This window comes from Paenibacillus sp. NPDC057886, assembly GCF_042796655.1.
Taxonomy (GTDB): domain Bacteria; phylum Bacillota; class Bacilli; order Paenibacillales; family Paenibacillaceae; genus Paenibacillus.
Genome location: NZ_JBHVMZ010000001.1, coordinates 621,164 through 644,124, shown reverse-complemented (window position 1 = coordinate 644,124; position 22,961 = coordinate 621,164). Strand labels below are relative to the sequence as shown.

The 22,961-nt window shown below is 39.3% G+C and carries 32 protein-coding genes; 1 reads left to right on the top strand and 31 read right to left on the bottom strand.

Annotated features, from left to right (window positions below):
- Window positions 1-122 precede the first annotated feature (122 nt).
- The 20 genes from ACFVQB_RS03035 to ACFVQB_RS02940 form a co-directional block, all read right to left on the bottom strand.
- A complete protein-coding gene (locus ACFVQB_RS03035) occupies window positions 123-725 on the bottom strand; it encodes a nitroreductase family protein (protein WP_379434942.1) in 603 nt (200 codons plus the stop codon).
- Between the two features lie 141 nt (window positions 726-866).
- A complete protein-coding gene (locus tag ACFVQB_RS03030) occupies window positions 867-1,112 on the bottom strand; it encodes a hypothetical protein (RefSeq protein ID WP_379434941.1) in 246 nt (81 codons plus the stop codon).
- 180 nt (window positions 1,113-1,292) lie between these two features.
- Window positions 1,293-2,063, bottom strand: coding sequence for an acyl-[acyl-carrier-protein] thioesterase (locus ACFVQB_RS03025; protein WP_379434940.1), 771 nt, complete (start codon window positions 2,061-2,063; stop codon window positions 1,293-1,295).
- A 56-nt stretch (window positions 2,064-2,119) separates the two neighbouring features.
- Complete coding sequence (locus ACFVQB_RS03020) at window positions 2,120-2,980, bottom strand: AraC family transcriptional regulator (protein WP_079694585.1); 861 nt, start codon at window positions 2,978-2,980, stop codon at window positions 2,120-2,122.
- Window positions 2,981-3,138: 158 nt separating this feature from the next.
- Window positions 3,139-3,687 (bottom strand): glutathione peroxidase, encoded by a 549-nt coding sequence (locus ACFVQB_RS03015; protein ID WP_379434939.1) that lies wholly within the window; start codon window positions 3,685-3,687, stop codon window positions 3,139-3,141.
- Window positions 3,688-3,785: 98 nt separating this feature from the next.
- The gene (locus ACFVQB_RS03010; protein ID WP_379434938.1) at window positions 3,786-4,262 is read right to left on the bottom strand and encodes a GyrI-like domain-containing protein; all 477 of its coding nucleotides are present in this window, start codon (window positions 4,260-4,262) and stop codon (window positions 3,786-3,788) included.
- Between the two features lie 81 nt (window positions 4,263-4,343).
- Entirely contained in the window at window positions 4,344-4,856 is a 513-nt protein-coding gene (locus ACFVQB_RS03005; protein WP_379434937.1) for a DUF6886 family protein, read from the bottom strand.
- Window positions 4,857-4,912: 56 nt separating this feature from the next.
- Window positions 4,913-5,371 (bottom strand): GNAT family N-acetyltransferase, encoded by a 459-nt coding sequence (locus tag ACFVQB_RS03000; RefSeq protein WP_379434936.1) that lies wholly within the window; start codon window positions 5,369-5,371, stop codon window positions 4,913-4,915.
- A 74-nt stretch (window positions 5,372-5,445) separates the two neighbouring features.
- A complete protein-coding gene (locus tag ACFVQB_RS02995) occupies window positions 5,446-6,081 on the bottom strand; it encodes a hypothetical protein (protein ID WP_379434935.1) in 636 nt (211 codons plus the stop codon).
- A 65-nt stretch (window positions 6,082-6,146) separates the two neighbouring features.
- Window positions 6,147-6,650, bottom strand: a complete 504-nt coding sequence (locus ACFVQB_RS02990) for a DUF1648 domain-containing protein (RefSeq protein ID WP_379434934.1) — start codon at window positions 6,648-6,650, stop codon at window positions 6,147-6,149.
- Between the two features lie 147 nt (window positions 6,651-6,797).
- Window positions 6,798-7,439 carry a FusB/FusC family EF-G-binding protein gene (locus tag ACFVQB_RS02985; protein ID WP_379434933.1) on the bottom strand — a complete coding sequence of 214 codons (642 nt, stop codon included), beginning with the start codon at window positions 7,437-7,439 and terminating at the stop codon, window positions 6,798-6,800.
- Between the two features lie 266 nt (window positions 7,440-7,705).
- A complete protein-coding gene (locus ACFVQB_RS02980) occupies window positions 7,706-8,563 on the bottom strand; it encodes an MBL fold metallo-hydrolase (RefSeq protein WP_379434932.1) in 858 nt (285 codons plus the stop codon).
- Between the two features lie 318 nt (window positions 8,564-8,881).
- Entirely contained in the window at window positions 8,882-9,403 is a 522-nt protein-coding gene (locus ACFVQB_RS02975; protein ID WP_379434931.1) for a DinB family protein, read from the bottom strand.
- A gap of 283 nt (window positions 9,404-9,686) precedes the next feature.
- Entirely contained in the window at window positions 9,687-10,625 is a 939-nt protein-coding gene (locus tag ACFVQB_RS02970; protein WP_379434930.1) for a GNAT family N-acetyltransferase, read from the bottom strand.
- A gap of 79 nt (window positions 10,626-10,704) precedes the next feature.
- Complete coding sequence (locus ACFVQB_RS02965; RefSeq protein WP_379434929.1) at window positions 10,705-11,763, bottom strand: alpha/beta hydrolase; 1,059 nt, start codon at window positions 11,761-11,763, stop codon at window positions 10,705-10,707.
- A 79-nt stretch (window positions 11,764-11,842) separates the two neighbouring features.
- Window positions 11,843-12,778: a cysteine synthase A gene (gene cysK, locus ACFVQB_RS02960; protein WP_379434928.1), complete on the bottom strand. Its 936-nt coding sequence runs from the start codon at window positions 12,776-12,778 to the stop codon at window positions 11,843-11,845.
- Between the two features lie 173 nt (window positions 12,779-12,951).
- On the bottom strand, window positions 12,952-13,428 hold the full coding sequence (locus ACFVQB_RS02955; protein ID WP_379434927.1) for a GNAT family N-acetyltransferase: 477 nt from the start codon (window positions 13,426-13,428) through the stop codon (window positions 12,952-12,954).
- Window positions 13,429-13,495: 67 nt separating this feature from the next.
- On the bottom strand, window positions 13,496-14,050 hold the full coding sequence (locus tag ACFVQB_RS02950; RefSeq protein ID WP_379434926.1) for a GNAT family N-acetyltransferase: 555 nt from the start codon (window positions 14,048-14,050) through the stop codon (window positions 13,496-13,498).
- A gap of 217 nt (window positions 14,051-14,267) precedes the next feature.
- A complete protein-coding gene (locus tag ACFVQB_RS02945) occupies window positions 14,268-14,804 on the bottom strand; it encodes a GNAT family N-acetyltransferase (RefSeq protein WP_379434925.1) in 537 nt (178 codons plus the stop codon).
- Between the two features lie 257 nt (window positions 14,805-15,061).
- Entirely contained in the window at window positions 15,062-15,721 is a 660-nt protein-coding gene (locus ACFVQB_RS02940) for a DUF4367 domain-containing protein (RefSeq protein WP_379434924.1), read from the bottom strand.
- Window positions 15,722-15,930: 209 nt separating this feature from the next.
- Here ACFVQB_RS02940 and ACFVQB_RS02935 point away from each other — a divergent pair, with 209 nt between their 5' ends.
- Window positions 15,931-16,278 carry a hypothetical protein gene (locus tag ACFVQB_RS02935; RefSeq protein ID WP_379434923.1) on the top strand — a complete coding sequence of 116 codons (348 nt, stop codon included), beginning with the start codon at window positions 15,931-15,933 and terminating at the stop codon, window positions 16,276-16,278.
- Window positions 16,279-16,423: 145 nt separating this feature from the next.
- On the opposite strand, the gene ACFVQB_RS02930 is transcribed toward ACFVQB_RS02935, so the two are convergent.
- The 11 genes from ACFVQB_RS02930 to ACFVQB_RS02880 all read right to left on the bottom strand — a co-directional run bounded on the left by ACFVQB_RS02930 (window position 16,424) and on the right by ACFVQB_RS02880 (window position 22,744).
- Entirely contained in the window at window positions 16,424-16,792 is a 369-nt protein-coding gene (locus ACFVQB_RS02930; RefSeq protein ID WP_379434922.1) for an NIPSNAP family protein, read from the bottom strand.
- Window positions 16,793-16,813: 21 nt separating this feature from the next.
- Entirely contained in the window at window positions 16,814-17,272 is a 459-nt protein-coding gene (locus ACFVQB_RS02925) for a GNAT family N-acetyltransferase (RefSeq protein WP_379434921.1), read from the bottom strand.
- A 38-nt stretch (window positions 17,273-17,310) separates the two neighbouring features.
- A complete protein-coding gene (locus tag ACFVQB_RS02920; RefSeq protein WP_379434920.1) occupies window positions 17,311-18,108 on the bottom strand; it encodes a phosphotransferase in 798 nt (265 codons plus the stop codon).
- A 12-nt stretch (window positions 18,109-18,120) separates the two neighbouring features.
- Window positions 18,121-18,399: a hypothetical protein gene (locus ACFVQB_RS02915; protein ID WP_179265109.1), complete on the bottom strand. Its 279-nt coding sequence runs from the start codon at window positions 18,397-18,399 to the stop codon at window positions 18,121-18,123.
- 27 nt (window positions 18,400-18,426) lie between these two features.
- Window positions 18,427-19,233, bottom strand: a complete 807-nt coding sequence (locus ACFVQB_RS02910) for a GNAT family N-acetyltransferase (RefSeq protein ID WP_379434919.1) — start codon at window positions 19,231-19,233, stop codon at window positions 18,427-18,429.
- A 71-nt stretch (window positions 19,234-19,304) separates the two neighbouring features.
- Window positions 19,305-19,859 carry a GNAT family N-acetyltransferase gene (locus ACFVQB_RS02905; protein ID WP_379434918.1) on the bottom strand — a complete coding sequence of 185 codons (555 nt, stop codon included), beginning with the start codon at window positions 19,857-19,859 and terminating at the stop codon, window positions 19,305-19,307.
- 60 nt (window positions 19,860-19,919) lie between these two features.
- Window positions 19,920-20,381 (bottom strand): GNAT family N-acetyltransferase, encoded by a 462-nt coding sequence (locus tag ACFVQB_RS02900; protein WP_379434917.1) that lies wholly within the window; start codon window positions 20,379-20,381, stop codon window positions 19,920-19,922.
- Between the two features lie 53 nt (window positions 20,382-20,434).
- On the bottom strand, window positions 20,435-20,893 hold the full coding sequence (locus ACFVQB_RS02895) for an NUDIX hydrolase (protein WP_379434916.1): 459 nt from the start codon (window positions 20,891-20,893) through the stop codon (window positions 20,435-20,437).
- A gap of 8 nt (window positions 20,894-20,901) precedes the next feature.
- Window positions 20,902-21,786, bottom strand: a complete 885-nt coding sequence (locus tag ACFVQB_RS02890) for a class I SAM-dependent methyltransferase (protein WP_379434915.1) — start codon at window positions 21,784-21,786, stop codon at window positions 20,902-20,904.
- A 70-nt stretch (window positions 21,787-21,856) separates the two neighbouring features.
- The gene (locus ACFVQB_RS02885; protein ID WP_379434914.1) at window positions 21,857-22,288 is read right to left on the bottom strand and encodes a GNAT family N-acetyltransferase; all 432 of its coding nucleotides are present in this window, start codon (window positions 22,286-22,288) and stop codon (window positions 21,857-21,859) included.
- Between the two features lie 33 nt (window positions 22,289-22,321).
- The gene (locus ACFVQB_RS02880; RefSeq protein WP_379434913.1) at window positions 22,322-22,744 is read right to left on the bottom strand and encodes a DUF1801 domain-containing protein; all 423 of its coding nucleotides are present in this window, start codon (window positions 22,742-22,744) and stop codon (window positions 22,322-22,324) included.
- Window positions 22,745-22,961 lie beyond the last annotated feature (217 nt).

Genomic DNA, 22,961 nt, shown 5'->3' with positions numbered 1-22,961 from the left:
ATCTATATCATCGTATCAAATTGAAGCGAGGCCGTATGTGGTTAAATATTGGGAAATTTGCTGAGCCAGTGCTCCTCAATTTTTTTGTGAGTCGAGGTCACATTCGGCTTCAAGCAAAAGTCTTACTTGTGTACTTTTACACGTTGTTCAATCGGTTGGAATTCTTTCTCGCCTGGTGTTGCTGTTGGTTTGCCGAATGGCATTTGAGCGATTAGTCTCCAGTTCTCCGGAATGTTCCATTCCTGTTTGACCTTCTCGTCAATCAACGGGTTATAGTGCTGCAGGGAAGCGCCCAAACCTTCTTGCTCCAAAGCAGTCCAGATCACCAGTTGCAACATACCGTTGGATTGGTTCGCCCAGATCGGGAAGTTATCCGCATAAGCTGCAAAATTTTGTTGAAGCTGTGCAATGACATTGTTGTCTTCGAAGAAGAGTACTGTACCGTATCCGCTACGGAATCCAGCCATTTTCTCAGCTGTGGATTTGAAGGATTCTTCATTGCCAACCACTTCACGCAAAATTTCTTCCGTGTGATTCCACAGTTTGTCGTGTTGTTCACCGAGCAATACTACGGCACGAGATGTTTGTGAGTTGAATGAAGTCGGAGTGTATTTTACCGCTTCTTCCACGATTTCCTGGATTTTAGCATCCGAGATCGTGGATTCCTTGCTGATTCCATAATAAGATCTTCTGTTTTTCAACGCTTCAAAGAAAGATTTAGACACAAATATTCGCCTCCCAAAATGGTATTTCCTAAGTTGCCAACATAGTAACTATAATATAGTAACATACATTAGTCAACAAACTATTTTATTCTCACTTAGTGTACATTTTATTTGTTTCACATAGCTATTGCATGAATCTGATCACTTCGACTCGCGATAATCTGCTCGATACTTCTCTTCCGATGACGAATTGCTCTTGGTCTGATCCTTATTCTTCTCTTCCTGCTTCTCCATATTCAGATCTTCCATCGGAATGGGGTCCACCGTCTGCTCTTCTTCATGCTGGTCCAGCAAACTTTCCTGCTCTGTTGCATACTGCTCCGGATTATCATGGGAACGATCCTTATGTGCATCCTTGTTATTTTGTTCCGGTGTGCGCTCTTTCATTCGTGGTTCCTCCTCTGTTTTCATTTACCCTTCTTTTACCTTTTCTCTCTGGCTTCTAAACACGGAGCAGATATGAGATGAACTTAACAGATGCATTCCATGTCTGCATCAGGAGGTAAAATAGAAAAAAGCCAACCAAAACGTACTGGTTGACTTCATCTACTTGTATTCAGATCCATTTTATTGATCAACTGGCGAAGCAATGAAATCTCCGAGAGTCAATTTGGCTTCAAAAATAATGCTCTCATTCTCTTCAGCCAATCTTCCTCGGACCCACACAGCTCCCTCTGTAACCGCTGAACGCTCAACGATCAATTGCTCCTGCATACGAACCTCACGATGATATGATATTTGCAGACGGATCATACCTGCGGCCAGTTCATCCAGTGTTAATGCATCACAACATACGTCTGCATATCGGGCATTGTTCATGTGACCATTACTGTCTGTGCTGCTGTATTGTACAGTTAGACGATATTGTTCCTGCAAGCTGAGTTCAGAAGGGACCGTCACTTTAGCAGGGGCTTCACCTAAAGATAAATCAGGATGCGATTTCACTTCAAAAGGTAAAGCTGATGGTCTGACGACTCTGCGTCTCTTTAGATCGACTAACGCCCAAGCCGTACGAGCCTCAGCCAGATGTGTTCCTTCTCGATCTGTAAGGATATAATCCCTTAACCATGTCACACCTTTATTTTCTTTATGCCACGTCTGCAAGGATACTTCTTCTTCCAATCGGGCTGGGCGCATGATCGTGACATCTGTCGTTAACAGCATCCAGCCCAATCCCTGATCCAGCATCTGCGATACGGTAACTCCCATGCCTGCTAAATCGCGGTCTGCTGCCAACTGCATATGTTCCAGTATCGCAGATGGACGACATTGCGATCTGTAGTCGGCATCGGCTGATCCAATTCGGTAATCAAGCTTGAATGGTTGTTCAGTTTGCATTGAGTAAACCTCCTCAGGCTGTGCAGCATGGAAATTTTTTGATCCGTAACACTACATTAATCAAACGATCGATGTAATCGACTGCGGTACAGATCAGGTGCACACCCTACACTTTGTTTGAACATTCGACTGAAATGGGATAAACGTTTGAACCCGGCCAACCGGCTAGCCTCTGTCACACTGATATCCGGCTGGAACTGGAATAATAGTTTCGCCTGATTAATGCGGCGGTCATACACATATTTAAATATGGTACTACCCGTCATTTCTTTAAACAATCCTGCCAGATAAGGCTTGGACAGATGAAGCTCACTTGCCAGATCATCCAGACCAATGTCCTCCATATAATGGGTTTCAACATAACCAATGATATGCTGTACATGTCGCTCCTTCTCGGAAGAGGGAAGGTGGTCCTCGACCCTGCCTCGGCAAATCCCAGCTATAACATACAGCAGGTCACATAAACGAACGTTCATGCGTTCCTCTTTGAAATCACCCGGATTCACCGTAAGCTGATGCAGACTCAGCAGCAGGGCTTCGAATTCGGAGCGAATATTGCCTGTCAGATTGATCCGGCAGTTTCTCAGTTCTTCGAACGGCTTTAACACTTCGCTTACCCGGTCCGGGTGCAGACTGCTGCGGATGGCCGAGGGATCGAAGTGCAGCGTCGTTCGCACATACGGTCTGCCTGGCATGGGATGTGGCCGATGAAGGGTCATGCCATGCATCAGGACCAGATCACCCGGTTCAAGGTTGTACACTCGATCTCCAATCAGATAAGTGCATTCTCCATCATGAAAATAGTACACCTCATATTGCGGATGCGAATGAAATCCGTCCGATGCTCCAGGGTCGTACGTGCTGGTGGAGCGGTAGCTATATTCCAGTGGACCACTAAATTGCATTACACTCGGCACGTTCAAGTACCTCCTGTTCTGGAGAGGTTTCTTACCATTTTACCCGTTTCACATCATGTCGGATAGTACTCAACAGACTTTGAAATATAGAAGGCCATGCACATATCCGTTTGTTTGCACGGTACGTGTCATGGCCCTTTGGGATTGTGAAAGATAACTTACAGAAGCTGTTCTATACTCGCCTGAATCTCATCAATCGAATCAACAGGTTCAAAACGTTTAACCACATGCCCTTCGGCATCAATCAGAAACTTCGTGAAGTTCCACTTGATTGCATCACCATGCAACCATTCCGGTGCTTTGTCCGCCACCATCAGCTTCAGCAGTTTCGCTTGCACATCTGACTCATCAAAGCCTGCAAAAGGTCCCGACTTTTTCAAAAAGTCATACAGCGGATGAGCCGCTTCTCCATTGACATCCATTTTGGAGAACATGGGAAATTTCACGCCATAGTTAATCTGACAAAAGGATTCCGCCTCTTCGCTGCTTCCCGGCTCTTGCTCCGCAAATTGGTTACACGGGAAACCTATGATCTGGAGCCCTTGCTCTTTATATCGATCATAAAGCTTTTGCATGTCGTCGAACTGATGCGTGTACTTGCACTTGCTCGCTGTATTCACGATCAGTACAGGTTTTCCTTCGTATTGATAGAGCGGGAATCGTTCTCCACTCGTTTTGGTTACGCTAAAATCATAGATGGTTGTCATAAGATTGATGCACCCCGCGATGTTATGTAGTTATACAGACTCATATGAATCTCTATTATATACGAAATAGAAGAATCTGTATCGCAAAAAAGCCTATACTACTGCAACGCTACGAACAAATCAATCTCATTATCGGGATGTTCAGGTTGATATCGTTCATCCCAAATTTCAAAATCATAGTCCTTCAGCTCGTATCCCGTTTCACCAATCCATTGGCCATATAAATAATCATATGTAGCATCAAGCTCCGATTCAAGCCCTTTGTGTGTGCAAGTCACATATTGGCTTTCCTTGACTGTGTGAAGAATCATGTCAGATGGGACAACGCTGTCTGCGAGTACCTCATAACCAATCAGATGTGTAAATACATCCTCTTTGGGATTAAAATCTGCCTCCATAGGATAAATCTGCATCAATATGACATTGTCATTTTTCCGATGCTGAATCTCCTCTCTTCTTTTGACCAGTTGTTCATGATGGATCTTACCAAGACCCGATTCAAACGCTTCAACCGCGGCTTCAATTTTGTACCCTACCACCTGAAAAGCGGGCAAAGTCACAACTTTAGCTTCCATAAATGATCCCCCATCCTTTTACAACATGTCGTAAGTGCCTAATAATTTCGTACCATCACATCACAGCGAAAAGTAATCGCTCTAAACTTTCGTTGCGTTAGTGAATCTATGTATTCCAAATTCTTTGAAATCCGATGTAAGTATCGCCTCTCTCAGTGGGTACAGATTCGGAGTAAATCTGAGTTCAACTCCTTTCTTAAATAATCTCTCTATTAAACCATCCATACGGTCTATATGTAGAGGCTTTGTAACCTGATAAGAAATGTAGTATCCCGCCGTTGGATCAAAGAGTTCAAAATTGGTGTTATCGAAATGGTACCTGTATATGATCTGATTCATAATCCTCGGATACCATGAACTTTCAACCGTAACGATGATATCTGAATTAGAATGTTTGAAAAACTTATCATTATTCTCATCACTTAAAGTGTCAGTCTTCTTACAGATGATTCTCGGGCAATCTCTTGGAAAGTAATATGAATATTCATGCTCTTCATCAATGGCCCACACCACTGCAGGAAATTCAGCTCTGTTTTGCTTCTCCCTTGGAACAAAGACCTGGATATCTGAAACCTCGCTAAAATGATAAAGCATACAAGCACCTCACATCATTTAGTGAATCTTAAGCCCTCGAAAAATACTTACTCATTTCAAAAAGCATTCCACTTCCCATCACATAAAACGACAGAGGTCTCGATTTGTCTTTCGGGAACGTTCCAGTATCGAGTTAATAACTGCTTCTTCTCATCCGATGAAACAAGTGTAAAGCCATTTTTCAAATAGAATTTTATTGCCCATTCTGCGGAATCCCAGGTTCCTATTAATATCGGTTTATCGGTTGATGCCACCAGATGAGCCAACAGTTTTGTGCCTATTCCGCTACCGCGTTGGTGAGTTCTTACATATGCGTGCCTGATTAAAGCAACATCACCTTTATCCTGAATTCCCATAACGCCCCATAATCTATTATTTTCTTCAAAGCCCCAGAACACAACGCCATCACGGATTTCCTGATTCAATTCTTGCAATGGCATATAGGGTTCATGATAGCGATCCTCAGGAATTACACCCTGGTATGCCTTTGCTGCATCATTAATGATCTCAACCATTGCATCTGCGTCCATACTGTTGCACAATCTGATCATGGCATAAGCCTCCTGAAGGTTATAGTCTATTAATTGAACTATCGTAATGGATATACCAATTCAATAGGTTCATTACTTAATTCCTCTTTGAAAATATAATTATGATCTGCTCCCACAACACATAGAATTTTCTTACCCGGATTCGAATGATAAGTGTTCTTCACACGTTGAATCATAATCTGATTTCGTACGATCCATCTAAAGTTATTTGCTTTTGGATTAATCTGATCCAACCATTCATATTTTTGTTTGGTCATATTATCAAACGCATCCGAGTTAAAGGGAATCGATCCAACGTCATGTGTATTCATTTGTTTAGAAAACCATTCATCATCGATTTTCTCCAACGTTTTACGTTGCTCTTCTGAGAAGCCGTTAAATGGATCAAAATCATTCCAGACATCTAACTCAAACCAGTCAATCGGCACAAACTCTATATTCCGTTCTTCGCATAAAGGAAAGATAAGCTCCCAATACTCACTGGCCGGCTCTCCCCAGTACCCTTTATCCTGTTTATCCTTGATATATTTCATCCAACTTAGGGGATGGACTTCACCGCAGATGATATCCGGGTTGAATTCTGTAATCAGATCCTGATACAGGGTAAGCGAGCTATTATATTTCTCTCTTAATTCTTGATTATGAATCGTCCCCAAGATTCCAACGACCGTCATATCATTTCTCCTTTGTGAGTTTCATAGTCCTGTTTCAATTCTTGAATCAAGACGCAGTCCCAACGTTATTTGAGCTTAAATGATCTGTATATAAAGAAACCTATAGAACTAAATAAAACGATAATGAATATGACAACGGGCAACCAATTATTATGAGTGACTTTGTCCGCACTTGAAAACTCAATGATCATCCAACTGATATAAATGAAAAATATGGATATCTCCGTCTTCATCAGATTAATCATGAGCCGTGCATTTTTATATTGTCTTTCCGCGTTCTCCAAATTTAAATTGAGGTAATTATACGTATGAGGATACTTCTCCAGTTGCGAAAGCCCAATCCATAATATAAGGCCAATGACTAAGGGCAGCCATACTCCCCACTTTCCTCCCCAGCCATCAGGTTCCCCCTTCATATTAAAATGAATCGGTATCTGATCCGGTAAGGTCATCCATTGTTGCAAGCAGTAAATAATGCCAATAATAAATAAAATGATGGTTGTGATATCTAAAGTTTTTTCCAGTAACGTTTTGGGGATTGTTATCTTTGGACGATCTTTGATTTCCAATTTCCCACCTCTTCTCCGTTTACACTCAGTATGATTACATGTTAACAATTATCAACCTCTTTTTCCAATGATTTCTGAACACCATTGAGGAATGTAAGCATAAGCAAAAAAGGCCGCCTTTCAGGCAGCCCTTTACTTGATATAACCTTATTTACGAACGGAGAGAATGAACTTCTCCAGCGATTCTGTATTGGTAATGCTGTGATTACATCCTTGGTTCTCCATGCAAACGTATTGACCAATCGCAGAATAATTATCCGGTAAAGCGTTCTTGGTCTTGACCGTGAAGAATGCAAGCTCTTGATGCCGATTACAGAATAGGCAGTAACCCTTCTTGTGTGTCGGCGTTATTCTTCCCTCAATACCGATAAACTGTCCTTCGAACGGATAAACAACGAATAATTTGTTCGTCGCAATATCTACCCAGCTCAGGTACGTTACATATCGAAAATCAATGGATTGTAGATCAGGCATTTTCATCTTTTTGTTCTTCGGAAATAACTTCTGAATTTGTTTCAACGTAATCGGTGGATACAACTCCAGGTATGGTTCTAATGCTTTCATATACCGTTGAAAATCGTCTGTTGTCTCCAGCGACGAAATTTGCTCCAGCATTTGCTGCTGATTCTCTGTCAGATCCGTAAATGCTTCAATGATGTTTGTTGCAGCACTGTATCTTACAGTCTCCAGGACCCTGCGATCCGCGGCGGATTGCACGGTTTTGCGAACAAATTCCGCTTGTCTTTTAATCAAATTATATTGGTGGTTTCTAATAAATGGTGTACTCATAGCTTTCAGCTCCTTATTTTTCGTAGAAAAAAATCAATAAGGGCAAAGCCTGTTATTAGAAACGATAATATTAAGTATGGGCGAAAGAATCTAACCTATCGCGCCCCACGCAAAGTATCGCCCCCGATCAGGCTTTGCATGAGTTATTTCTAGCTAACGAGCAATTCAGCATTGCCATCTGAGTAACCCCCAATCAAATATCATGCGAAAAGTATATCAGAGAACTTCACATGGAGCAATTGAAATGGGTTCTCATGGATGTTCTTTTATTCCGTTGCTTTTGATTGTAAGATCTGATCATTCACGAATCCTTGTAAGAAGAAAAGCTCATCATCATTTGCTTTTCGATCATTGGCTGCCTCAAATTGCTCGATCGCTTCCTCTATGGATGTGGATTTCACAGCATTATTGGCTAAGATGAGCTCTTTATAATATTTATCCATCTCCTCCAAGTCACAAATCGATTCATGACCAAGCAAAAAATGCGTTGCATCATATTTCTGAATATCTTCTATCATAGGCAATAAATGAGTCTGTTTAAAATGATATAAAGCGTTTGTAGTTGTGCAATATGCACTATCGCCTAGAAATATCACCTTTTCATCCGGAATATACACGACTGTTGAATCATCCGTATGCGTACTTCGAATGGTTTCAAGCACACAAACTTTGTTTCCCAAGTCCAGATGGAGAGACTTTTCAAAAATGATATCCGGAGGACATAACTGAAATGTGTCTCTCTCCGGTATTTCATTTTGTATCGTTTCCATGCAATGTGAAGTCATCTTCTTGGAATCCACATACCCCTGAAGAGAGCCGTCATCATAAGAATAGTTCCGCCAATCATTCATCTTTTGGCTAGTTAGACTATTCATAATAATCGTAGCTCCATATTCATTCATTCCTAAAAAATGATCCCAATGGGCATGAGTGATGACCACATATTTAACGGGTGGAACGTTTAACTTCTCTATCTCATGTAAGAAATCCCTGGCATGTTGAACCGAATTCCCACCGTCAACGACGAGGCTATATTTATCACCGCAAACTAACCCCAATGTCGGTCTTTCTTTATCATTTTGGTTAGATAGATAATAGATCGTTTCACTTAATTGATTTAGCATGTTCATTCTCCTCTATATTAAATTCTGGATCCATAAGAGAGAAAATCTGCATGCTTATTTAAATCAACATTTAGATTTTCTCATTTTATTTGTTTACCAATGGAATCACCTCCTTTGTTTTTTCACATGATCTAAATTATTCTGTCTGTTGCCTCATGATTTATAGGATCTTTGACCAACATATTAAATACTAATCACCGAAATTTTAATGATGCTATATCTTAGACGCTCTTTAAATGTTATAAGTTCGGCTGTTTTCTATGAGCTGTTAGCTGTTCAAAGACAAATGCAATACGAATACCGCTTTTTCATCGTTCTTTAGTGAGCTTCATGATACCCTCTTCGAAGTTGATTAATGTGGGCTTGATGATAACGACTGTGGTCAGCGATATGCCATATGCCCCAGCGTATGGTTGCTTGCTTCTCATTCTCATGTCCAAAAGTGACAATCCTCGCTAGATCATCATCCGTTAATGGTGTACATGCGTCCTTCAACATGGTTATGACACCTTCATATGTCGACATAAGTGTACTCAAAGATATTCCTTGAACCATCGGAAGTCTGCCATTTTCATCAATCATAGGGCCATGTTGCTCTCTTAAGTTTTGAGGAAGTGGTAGCCCCTTTATTCGATAAACCCAATTCAGATCGACGTACGTAATATGTTTTATTAATTGAGCGGTACTATTGAAGTTGTTATTAGGTCCTTTATAATCTATTTCTTCTATCGCCATACCTTCCGTGATTCGTTGGAGTCGTTGGCTGTTTTCTTTAACCGCAGAATATAACATCCCTACAACAGGTGACATATTGGATTCGCCTTTTAAATCATTAAGCACCCTAACGCCTCCTCGATATTGTCTTCATTGTTCTTTCCTTAGAATCTCCTTGATCTCTCTTAATTCTTGCAATATTTCTTTGGCATATTGGTTACTCTTGGAATTATCCATTCCGATTTTCACAACAAAAATACCGAGAAACAAAGACACTACCAACATTAATATAGTCACTAATAATAACCTTCCTTTCCTCAAGCAACAGGGCACACCGTGCTATGAGCTGATGCTGCCCCATTCAAAAGATCCTCTCGGGTTTGGTTAATTGATTAAATTTAAATGAAAACTATTCATTTCCAGGAATATACATCGTTTGTATCTCTTGAACTCCAGGAACAAATCCAAGATTAAAATAGACTGATTCGGCATCGTTGCCTTCCATGACATATAACCTTAGAACTGGATACTTGTCTTTAAGTTCAGTCAAGGCTCTTTGCAGCATTCGTGTAGCAAGTCCTTTTCCTCTGTAAGCGGGGTTGACTCCGATGCTATATACTGCTGCTTGATTGTCCTGCAAACAAAGGCGACAGTTGGCTACGAGCTGTCCAGTAACCTTATCATATACAAGTGTAGAGGCTTGAGTTAGGTTCTCATTGGTATAATAGATTTCTTCGTTCGGGATAAAGTCTTCAAGGGATGTCTTCTTTCTCCGTAAGGCTTCAAAACCGCCTACAAAGCTTTCAAAGTCACACTGAGCGATTTCCTCTTCATTGATGTATTGCTTAGTCCCTGTTTCATTCTCGATAATTTCGGGGCTCTTAACTATAAGAGCATGATCCCAATGCACATTGAAATGATCTGTGGGACGCTGCATCCAACGACATCTGAACTCATCTGGCCAGAATCCAGCCCTCGTAAATAAATGTACTTGATCGGGGAGAACTTCATATATCTTGATACGTTGAGTTGCATCAGACCATTTTATGAGTATTCTTTTAAGAAGCTTAAGTACCTCAAATGAATCATTGAATGGGGGGATAAAGAATAGATGATATAACGTATTGGGTGCCATCCTTACCCCACCGATTTTTGATTCTCCTTTATAAATCCAAAAAGAGTTATTCCGCGAAGCATTGAAGCCTTCTCCTCTAAAAAATCCAGTATAGGCCATATTATAATAGACAGAACAATACACTCCCCATTCTTCGGGCTCAGCCTTTTGAATGGAATATTCATTTGATAAGTCATAAGAATTAAGTTCCTCGGACCAATTATTTAATTCCATGCGTCATTCCTCCTCATCAATGCTGACTACCTCTAAAAAATTTCAGGCGTGTGTTATCTAAACATTTCTAGTCCCCTCCTTAAATAACTTGTCCCTTACTATTTAATTGATCAATTCCATCATTAATCTTATTTTTCAGCAGCTCATGAAATTTATTTTCTTCCTTCTTTAAATGCTCCTCAAGGAAAGCAGTAATATACTTATTAATAGTGGAATGTTTGTGTTCTATCCCATCTTCGTTGTAATGTATCGGAATATCGCTAAAAGTCATATGATGAGCACCGTTTAGTTTAATATATGAACTATTCAGATCACTCGAGTTAAACAAAGACTCATACCCACTCAGTAACAAAGGTAATAGGTCTGGAGAGATTTCATTTTCCAGTTCTTCAAACGAGCATTTCTCTTGCCGAGCTACCAATAACGGAACAGATACTCCCTCTTCCTTACTCGTCGTCATTAAATGGAAACTAGGATCTAATAGAATACTAGCCTTCATTCTCTTTTCTCTTTTAAGCAATTCATAAGCAGCAGCCCCACCTAATGAATGACCCATGATTCCCATTTCATTCACATCGACTATGGTCCTAAAATCCTTATCTGAATCCAAGACCTTATCTAGATTTTTCAAAACCCAACTAATATCCTCAACTCTAAGCTTCAATAATTGTTTCCAAGAATGAATATCTAAACTGTCTATTTCGGATATCTCTTTGGATTGCTGGACAAAGCGACCGTCAGGAAAGATTGAAAATATAGATTCATGAGTGGCTCCTATAGCTATGACAACAAATCCGCACTCCACTAAATGTTCTACACAAAAGGAATACATATCTTTAACTACACCAAAAGCCGGAGCTATAAAAATAATGGGACAGTTTTTAGCACTAATATCAACACTCTCATCATTATGTATTTTTGTATCCAGATTACAAATATAATCCTTATCCACTCCCATACTAGAGAGCATATCAACAGCGGAAGAAATATTAGGTTCAAATAACGAAATGTACTTCGACTCATGCTCCACTGGATTGGAAGGATAGTATATACTAATGAGCACTTCTCTGAGTTCTTTACTTATGGGATCAATACGTGATTCATCCTTTAAAACAAAAACCTTTCTTCCAACAGTCATCGCGTTCACCCTTTAATTTTTCTAAAGAAAACATCAACGAAGTGATTAAACGTAATGAGGACGGCTCATTTAGTTCATCTTATGCTTCTGGATAAAGGTCTGTTGATAAATATCGTTCCCCTGTATCTGGGAATAGAACAACTATACATTTATTTTTATTCTCTGGCCTTTTTGCAATTTGCACTGCTGCATATGCTGCAGCACCAGACGAAATACCAACTAATAACCCTTCGGATTTAGCTAAAAAACGTGCTGTTTCAAATGCATCTTCATTTCTTACCTGTACGATCTCATCAACTACAGATCTATTGAAATTGTCGGGAACAAAACCGGCACCAATTCCTTGAATGGTATGCACTCCTTTAGTCCCTCCAGAAAGTACCGGGGAATCCGAAGGCTCTACAGCTATAATTTCCACATCTTCTTTTCTTTGTTTAAGTGCTTCGCCAACTCCAGATATGGTTCCACCTGTACCAACTCCACCAATAAAAATATCCACTTTGCCTTCGGTATCTCTCCAAATCTCTTCTGCGGTTGTTACCTTATGTACTTGTGGATTTGCTGGATTTTTAAACTGCTGAGGTATAAATGAGTTAGGGATTGTAGCCGCAATTTCTTCAGCCTTTTTTATGGCTCCAGACATTCCTTCTGTGGCAGGTGTAAGAACTAGTTCTGCTCCCAGAGCGATCAACAGCTTCCTACGTTCTACACTGAAACTCTCAGGTAGCGTTATGATTAATCTGTATCCTAATGCTGCAGCTGCAAAAGCAAGCCCTACACCTGTATTTCCGCTCGTCGGTTCTATTATCACTGAATTTTGGTTAATTAACCCCTTCTCTTCAGCATCTTTAATCATTCCATATCCGATTCTATCTTTTACACTACCTGCTGGATTAAAGTATTCCAATTTAGCAATGATTTTCGCTTCAACTTGATACTTTTTCGCAAAATTAGAAAGCTCCAAAAGTGGTGTATTACCAATCAGATCTGTGAGATTCTTCGCGATATTAGTCATTATTATACCTCCAAAATACATTTCCAACTAAATTAGTTGGTTTTAATATCACGTTATCATGTATGGTAAAAAAATACAACTGTTGAACTTCTACTTTATGACACAGGGAAGCAAGAGCTATTAGACTGAGCGTGAAACCTTTGTTATAAAATTCCCATCTAAAAATAAGAAATTCACAGTTCCAATATTGTTATGAGCTCGTCGTGGCACACTTCACCATTTTCATGGAATCCAAAGCTCTCATATAGCTTTTTGGCAGCCAAGTTATCAGGACTATATGGAATCCAACAATAACGTGCAGGACCAGCTGGGAAAGTTCGAATAAACTCCAATATTTTCTTTAATGCTTCTCGGCCATAGCCCATACTCTGGTGCTGCTTGTCAATCATCAGTCGCAAAATACAATAGCTATGGTCAGCAATGACAGGAAGATCATAACCCGTGATTCCGTAAGTTATCATTACAAAACCTACAGGTTGCTCATCTGCGTAAATTGCAAGTGGAAACGGTGAGCCGCCATTGGTTGCAAGAACATAACACGATGCTACACTTGAAAGGTTTGATGCAACATATTGACGCTGCTCTTCTGATACTTCCAAGTTAAATATAGATCGTCGGTTATCTAGTGTTATTTTTCTGAGCGTTATCATGCAGAGTCTCTCCTCACCAAACATCATAGATTTAAGCGGTTTCAAGATAATACCCAGTGACTCTTTCTTATTTGATCTTCTTTCTCATATACAAAGCTATTTCTTCGTTTTGGCTGTGATTATTTGAATATAGTGATACATCAATTCCTTCAATTTGATAACCGCATTGCATGTAAAAATGAATGGCTGGAACGTTCGTATTCTGGGTTTCTAACGTGATCGCTCTGAAGCCTTGTTCGTGGGCAATCTCATTCACTTTATTGATCAACAGTTTTCCATATCCTTTTCTTATGTATTTTTCATTCACCTGAAGATGCCATATCATCAGCGTATTATTCCAAGTTTGTGGTTCAGAAATTGCGAGCGCTATGATTTCCCCACCTATATATATTCCATAAGAAAGTCCCAGTTGTATGATCTCTTCATATCGTTCCAAATCATCTGTACTGTTCATTTCTTCTTTTTCGTAGATGTCATCCAAATTTATTAACGTTAAATGCATACTAAAGGAACCTTGTGTCTCCTTTTTGGTAAGCTCATATTTTTGAGTGGATTTATAACCAAAGTTTCCAAGTTGAAGCCAATCTTCATTGGATAGATTCTCTATTTTTTTGATCTCCATTACTTCACCCCAGCATTAAAATACTTTGCGACTTGCTTATAACGTTGTTTCATTCTTGCTATTATCTCTTCTTTCGACCTTAATTTCCATATTCCTGCATCCTTACTTATTGTTTCCTATCTACTACATCATGCACTGTCAAAGAAATAATAATAATCCCGACAGGATAACCTGGCGGGATTTCGTTTGAATAGATATCGAAAGACGTTTTTAGTTGTTACGTAGCAACCACTTGGTTCATCTCTTCACTTGCCATAAAGTCAGAACGATTCACGTAGTACAAATCATAAATTTGTTCCGTATTGTTTATCAAATTATACACTTCCTGATATATATCATTGGCTAATTTGACATAAGGCAATTTTCCAACCGCTTTCTTGGATCGAATGTTTTGTTTTCGAATTTTAAGAAATACTGTTTCAATTTCATGTTGAAGAAACAACTCAGCGAAAAAGGCTTCCTTTGCTCGTTGATTGTAACCTTTTCCGAAATAAGGGGCTCCAATCCATGTTGCAAGAAAACCTGTCTTATGTTCCATGTGATATAAATCAATGGTTCCGATGGGATGTCCCAGCTCATTAAGGATCGTTCTGGAAATACATGTGTTTTGCTCTTCTTCATCGATCACCTGTTTGGTTGCAAATAAGTATTCTTCATAAGATCGGCACTTATGACGAACGTATGGAAAAACAGCGGGGTCCATCATCAAATCATGCAGTGAGTGGCATTCGTGCAAGTCTCGTTTTTTCAACATTTAAACAACCACCTAGTCCTTTTAGTTCGCTGAGTCAAACAAACTAAGTATATAAAAGGACGTGTGGGATTTAATGAATTCTGCATTGCTTTTATGTAAAATCCATCATAGAAATGTTTTCCAGATTACATGCATAAACACATCTTTTTTTTTGCCATATAGCTTAAAGAAATTAACATGCCAACTAAGGACAGAATCCGCTTGCTGCTTGATCGTTTCAGGTTTGACATTCAAATCCATCTACCCAACTGAATTTGTCATTCGATCATGGATTCAGCGATATTCAGTACCCATTCTTGCGACATATCGCTTCCTACGATCTCATATTGCAATGCCTTACCACCCGCATCTTCTTCGATCCAGATCAATTGTCTGTTCTCAGCATTCGAAATATAATACGCCTCATGACCACACACATTCAGTTTCTCGATTTTGAATGATTCCGTATCCGGTACATTAATTCGGCTCTTGGTAGTGCCAAAAACGTGAAGCATAAACACTCCCCGATCCGATTGATATGTGATATTGATGCCTGTAATAACATGATTAGGCTTTAAATCTCTTATCACGACATTGCTTCCGGTCCTTTCGCTTTCTTCAATCATTTCATTTATTTCTTGGTCGGACAGGTTATCGAAGCCGTGAAATACTTTAATATCTTGCACAACCGAGCACGTTGGAAAACGGGGTTGCCAAGGGTGCAGCTTTTCTCTCAAGGCGCCAAAATCCCCCTCCCAATCTCTGGCTGCATAACTCGTTTGTTGAGAAAATTTGTTGTCCTCGGCGTTAGAGATATAAATGCCTTTTCCATCACCTGGCTTCAGATCCATAATAATTTGATGTACCATGCCCTCATCTTCACTAGTCTGAAACTGAATTTTCCCAATTACATCTCCACTCTTGTTTTTAATATCCATGCCTTCAACTCCTCTTTTCAAAGTGTTTTTTGCAAGGAACTTGGTCATACCACTCAGTACGATGTTTGCTTCATTCATTTATTCTCGATTACCAGGCCAACTCCTTTCGTTGATCAAAAACAAATTCGCTAACAGCATTTCATGCCCATGGATAAAATTCTTGCTTCGAGGAAACATTAATCATACTACTTATCCCTGGGAGTGATGTTATGCTGTATTTTATCAGCTTTGTGCTCATGTTTGCTGGCTTAGCCTGTATCAACATTATTTTTTCATATCAAAGCAAGCATATCGACTCTCAATTCTGGTCTACGTTTAAATTCCATCTTTGGATGTTGCCTTTGTTTCTCGCCGCTAATCTGAGCGTAGGATACGGCGTCAAGTTTGGTATGAAAGCTGTCAACCAACTGGGCTATGTCCTGGTCATTGCCAAATGCATAGAAGTGCTCATCTCCATATGGATGGGATATTGGTTTATGAAGGAAGTACCTTCTTGGAAAACGTGGATTGGTCTTGTGGTCATCATCATCGGTGTTGTACTGGTTAAGCAGAAGTAGGAGTTAGTTTAAGTGCTTTCATCTGTGTAAATGCAAACCGAAAGGGATGTCAACTAACAAGTCTTTTATGTTAAATTCAGTATAAAAATTTGTTTCATACGGCCCCACACTGGTCGGCTCAGATACGGGGGTGATTGTTTACGTATTAGTTACACAATGTCTTTAAAATTGTCTTCTCTCTGTCAACTGTCGATTCAAAGAAATCTTGCTTAATATCTTTTCGAAATACTTCCTTATATCTATCTCTACCAATTTGATCAAAACGTTTTTGTACTCGAATTATATGTCCGTTGTCAGACTTGATCTTCTGCTCTATCTCTTTATACTGTTCAAACGTATCATATTCCCACATCGCAAAAATCTCACTGGTTTCATCATTCATATGCGTATGCCATCTTCCAATCAATCTCGCTCCGTACTTGAGTTGTGAAGGTAATAGAATATCATTAAATAAAGCATTAAACTCTTCTACGAATGAAGATGCTACAACATATGTCTTCCTCCGATATATCATCACTGCACCTCTCTCGTTAAATTAAAAAACGAACCGATATACAATTTCATCATCATATACGTCTCCGGTCTCTGAAAACCCCATTTTTTCATAAAGCTTTCTGGCAACTTCATTATCTGCACATACAGTTAAATTCAAACACTTGCTATGGACATAGTTCTCTTTTATATAGCTAATTACCGAATCTATCGTTGCTCTTCCATATCCCTTACCTTGATAGCTTACATCGATCATAAAACCATTCAACCAATAGGACCAAGCTGTTGTTTCATCTACAGTGATCATGACAAAACCCACTAAGCTATTCTCTGTATTATATATGCAAAATGGTAGATACTTGTACTCATCCCCATCTGGACGAATATGCACTTTCGCTAGAGACACAGCTACTGATGGAACATAATGATTTTGATTGGCTTGAACTTGTAAGTTTAATGCATCATTCCAGTTCTCTCTTGTAGTAGGTATTAATCTGATCACAATAAAATCACTCGTTCCGTTTTGTTTTTTTATTTTGATTAACTCCAGTCACCGAAATGTTTCTCAAGGAACCTTACTTCTTTCTCATAATGAGCCAAATGACCCTCTTCAATCATTTTGATAAAAGCTATTTCTCCAGACGCTGCCCGATCAGATAGTGTGGTACACATGAAATGAATTCGAGAAATCACCCATTCCTTCAGATCTGTCGGCACATCCATACCATAAGCATTAAAAAATAACGCTATACGTCTTTTCCGCTCAGATGCATGATCCTGTTTATTATATGGAACGACTTCCCTTTCATCTTTACCCGGTGAGAAACCTGCTAGTGGGACAGAGGTATACAGGCTGTAAACGATATCACATAGACGCGGACCAGGCCCTGCCATATCAAAATCGATGATTCCTACAGGAAGCCGATCTTTAAATACAACGTTATACAATGCAAAATCGTTATGACAGACTACTTCTTCCTTTGAAAATATCTTTGGGCAGTTATTTAAAGAAACCGTAGATGTAACAAAACCCACTGTAGAATCATGATAGCTTTTTAAAAGCTTCGCTACTTTGTCTAAGGTCTCATCAGACCACATATAACTTTCAATCTCAGGATAGTCATTTCCCGGAACCACACCATCCAGGTAAGAAAGGATTTCTCTACCCTGCTCATCTACTCCCAAATATCTAGGGGAATGCGCATAACCCACCTTTTCAAGGTACTTAAGCAATTCATATACATACGGATTCGGTATAGCGTCACGCCGAACAGTGCTACCTACTTTTACAACCTTGTTCACATTGCCTCCGTTTAGGGCTTCTTCGTGCTCTGGCAAAATGAACACCTCCTATGATCGGTTTTGTGGGTACCTATTTGTTTTATCCTTTCTGGAATTCCCCGGGAATCCAGCAACCAATAGCACAAATCCAACGAAAAATAAGAAGTATACGAGAAAACCCGTGAAACCATTATCGTTCGCTGGGATTAACTCGCGTGTTTTCCCACCTGAAGCGTATCCCGCTTCCACTATGGCCATGGATATTCTCACGGAAATTCTATCTAAGGTTGAAATAAAAATACTGCTAATCATGAGAACCGCACCCAGGATTTTATTTGTATTGTTCATGAGCTGCCTCCTATTTCAGTCTGGTTCTTATCTTTCAGTCCATGCTGTCCGGATATATCCCAACTTCATTCCAACATGCTCCATATTTCGATGGCTTTGAGATACAAATGAACATTGCCCTACCACCAGATTACATTCCTTATTCAAGGCTTCCGTTATTCTTCTATTTAAAAGCTGCTGATGTACACCCTGATTTCTAAACTCAGGTAAAGTTGCTGCAAGGGTTAAGGATGCCTTTTGATTTTTAATAAACAGAACACTTACCGCTGCAGGGATATCATTAACATATGCGATGTAAAATTTCCATCCTGGACGATGATAAAGAACCTTATTATTCTGGGCGACATAAGGGATACCATCGTCCGACAAACCGGTTCCCCTGCAATGGATGGTCGCGTATAGGTCGAATTGATCCTGTTCAAGTTCTTGAATTCTGATATGATCTGAGTGATTCTTTTTTTCTTCAGGCTTGATGATAAGAGATGAATGAAATCCCGATGCATACATGCCTAAATCAGTTAAGCGTTTCAAGAAGTTCTGACCCACCACAGATGGAATGACTTCGAACAGAATCTTCCGATCTCGCTGTCTATAAAAATCGATGATAGCATCCATGTGTTCCAGATCGTTATTTGTTAAGCCCTTCACCGTATTGAAAGTGGGCCATGGCATGGTCTTACTGTAGAAACAGATGGCATTTCCAAATTGCTGAATCTCAATTCCTTCTGGATTAGAGTCCCGACCTTGTATAGCAAGCATGCGATCTGTCATATAATCGATTTCCGAGATTTCAATTTCTTTAATCAAATCTAAGGATGGAATCAGTGTATTCATATCTTACCTCCATTAAAAATAACAATAGAATTTGCATATCAATATGTATTCCTCCGCGTTGGGTTTGAACTTTATTCTTTCACTATATTTCTCACTACTCCGTAGTAAATCAGATCCTCATACCGGTCTTCTTTCTTGACATGATCCAGTAGTACTCCTTCTTTTATCATGCCAATCTTCTGTATAACTTGTCCGGATGCCGGGTTAGAAGCAAAGTGCCGCGCATATACCTTATGATATTTTTTCACATCAAAAGCGAAGTCTAACATGGCTTTAGCTGCTTCCGTTGCATAACCTTTTCCCCAAAACGGCTGACCCACCCAATAAGATAACTCACCGTTATCGTAACGTTGTTGATTAGATAATGCTATTGCCCCGTATAAATCACCTGTTTCCCTATCACAAATAGCAAATTCATATAATTTATCCGCATTAAAATTTTCGTTATGGTGCTCTATCCAAGACAATGCACAATCTAATGTATATGGGTAGGGTAAAGTGAGTGTACTCTTATAAATGTTGTAGTCATTACATAGTCTGGTAACCGTTTCAGCATCTTCTTCCGTAAATAATCTTAACAGTAACCTCTCTGTGGTCATCGTTTTATTGATATCGTCGTACACCATGCTATCCCACCTTCTTTTATTAGAATGGACCATTATACCTTCAAAAAGGCTAATATCTGCTTATTTCAATTTTATTTTATATACCATTTCACCATCCTGATTTTCTATTTCCTGATTCATAAATCCTATCTTCTCATATAAAACTCTTGCATGAGCATTACTTTTTTCTACGGTTAGTGAGATGATTTGGCATTGTGGATGCTTTTCCTGAATACTTTCCAGTATCGTATAAAGTGATTGACTTCCTAATCCTTTTCCTTGATAGTCCTTATCTATTTGAAATCCTCCAATCCAATAATTATCAGTACTAGCTGGTGTGTAGGATAAATAGAAAAAACCGAAAGCTTTATCGCCTTCACGCAAAAGATATGGATCAAAAGCTGCATCCCAAGGCTTCACGTAGGCATATGCTAAAGATTCGATGACCGTCGGTACAAGATTTACTTGCGTATCAAGTAAAGATATCGCGATCGCTTCTTCCCAATTCGTTTTATCGATTGGCTCTATAGTAATTGGGTTCATTCAAATATCCCTTTCGTTTGCCGAATTATATTTCATTGGAGTAGATTAATGACTTACTTGAGTCCATATTGTTTAGCTATGATTTCAACTGTATCGATTACGTTATATTTTTTAAAATCATTTAAAATAGTTTGTGGTAAATAGTCATATAACTCTGATCGGGTTGCCCACATATACTCACTATGTTCTTCTGAAAGTATCACTTGGTCTTCTGTTGCTCTGCACAAATATGTCAGTAATACGATCTGTCTATGCGGATCCGTAAAAAAAGTAGTAGCAAATAGTAACTTCTCAACACTCACTTCAATTCCAGCTTCTTCTTTCACTTCACGAGCCAAAGCTTCTTCTAGTTCTTCTCCAAAATCGATCTTTCCACCAACGGTTTCCCAACTTCCCGTCGCAACTTCATCTGCAGCTGAACGTTTTAATATCAATACCCGGCCTTTATTTTCAATGACTCCCTTAACCACAACAACGATGTTGTTTTTCAAGATACCTTCATATGAACCCACAGTTCTTATCACCCTTCCCTTCGGACCGTTCCAAATGAAATCTTCATGCTGGCTGCATAAGTCAACCAAGATTCATCATCAAATACTTTGGAGAGTGTTAATTCAGCTTCATACTCTGCCTTTGCTTCATTTTGGGTTAAGCCCCGAGTTGATAAGCATTTGGTTACCTCTATTGAATCACCAGGGGCCAGCCCTATACCTTCTTCTTTCAGTGAGTGATAGAGAATGTTTTTTCTCGCAGAGTCCATGTTTTGATCTAGAAAGTTGACCTTATCACTCATTCTACATTCCACATTCATTAATCCTAATTGACTCATTAATATGGGCAATCGCATTCCAATATTTCCATCTTTACCTGTACGTATATGATCTTGTTCAAATAATTTCTGTAAAACGCCTAGTTTAACGATTTCACTTTGTTCTACGCCTTCCACATGATAGTTCGCCATATTTCCAATCCAATGAGGTTCAAAACAAATGATTCTTCCACCATCCAGCACACTCTCAATCATCTTTTGGAGTATTTCCACAGAGTCATCCATATGCAATAAAAAAGCATGACTTAATGCAATGTCATACTTCCGCTCCAATACAACGTCTTCTATATCACAAGTAATAAATTCTGTATCATAAGGAAGTTGGGAGAAAATTGCCTTAGCTTCATTGATTAATGTTTCACCCTTATCTATTCCAGTGTAGGTTGATCCTTTTGGTAACAAGGGGAGCAGTTTAAGACCCAAATAACCAAACCCACACCCATAATCGATAACGCTTACAGGTTTATCTATCTTCCAAACAAATTGCACTAAAAATTGTAGGTAATCGTCATTGTAGTAAAGCCATCTCGTATTTTTCAGGTATTCAATTTTATTATCCCAATAATATTCAGACATTCGATTATGCTCCCTATTGTTCATTTTTAGTGTATGAGCGCATGTCCATGTGTGCACGACGTTTATTGGTTCATAGTTTCTTTTGAAACAATACTTCTTCTGTTCTGGCATAGTTTGATTTTTCGTATGTCTTTATAGCCATTTCATTTCTTTGGCCTGTCAGGATTTTTACACTGGTAACACCTCGTGTCCTGAGTTCATCCTCTATAAAAGCAATTAACAACGTAGCCAATCCTCTTCTCCGGGCAACTTCGGTAATATACATTTCTGTGATTTCTCCCTGGAGTCCACGATAACAAAAAGATTTAAAATATTGAGCACAAGCGAATCCAACTGCCTGATCGTCAATCACAGCTAGAGCAATCAGCTCATTAGATAAAGCAAGGCTATCTTTTACTTCTTCTATGGATGTACCTACTCCATTAAAAGCATCATTGAGCTTTAGAAGGTCCTCTGCATCATTTGCGTTCGCCCATCGTATATGAATGTTCTCTTCTTTCATCACGTGACCTCCAATAATATCAGTGAACAGGAATTAATGATTCGGATAGGTTTCTTTCAAGAACCTGATGGATTGGTTGATCAACGCTTTTAATACATCGGTATGGATATCTGCAACTTTATTGATGTATACACAACCTTTTCCTGTCGTATGTTTGCCAAAGTCTTTTAATAGATTCTCTCGCTCTGAATCACCAGTCGCAAAATACAAACTGATTTTTGCTTTTCGGGGTGAGAATCCCACAAGCGGTGCATCTCCTTCGTGACCAGATTCATATTTATAATGATAAGCGCCGAATCCAATAATACTCGGTCCCCACATCTTTGCTTTATACCCTGTTGTTTCAGTGAAAATATCTAATAGTTGATACGCGTCTTCACGTTTTTTGGGATTCTCAACACTTTCAATAAATTCAATGACACTGTTGTCTGTTTCTTTTGTTTTAAGTTTGTACATTCATAAAATCTCCCTTCATGTCTTTCGTAGTTGTAACACGTTAAACAGAATTAGTATCAGACCAACAATCAGAAACAATATCCATTGTTCGTTACTAATGATTAGAATCAGTTCCCAAAAGCTTGCCGGCCCGGAGTTTGGTTCATCACTGTAGGGATAGGCAAAAATAGCTGGTATTACTCCAAGGACTATAAAAACTATCCCGATGATCAAAGAA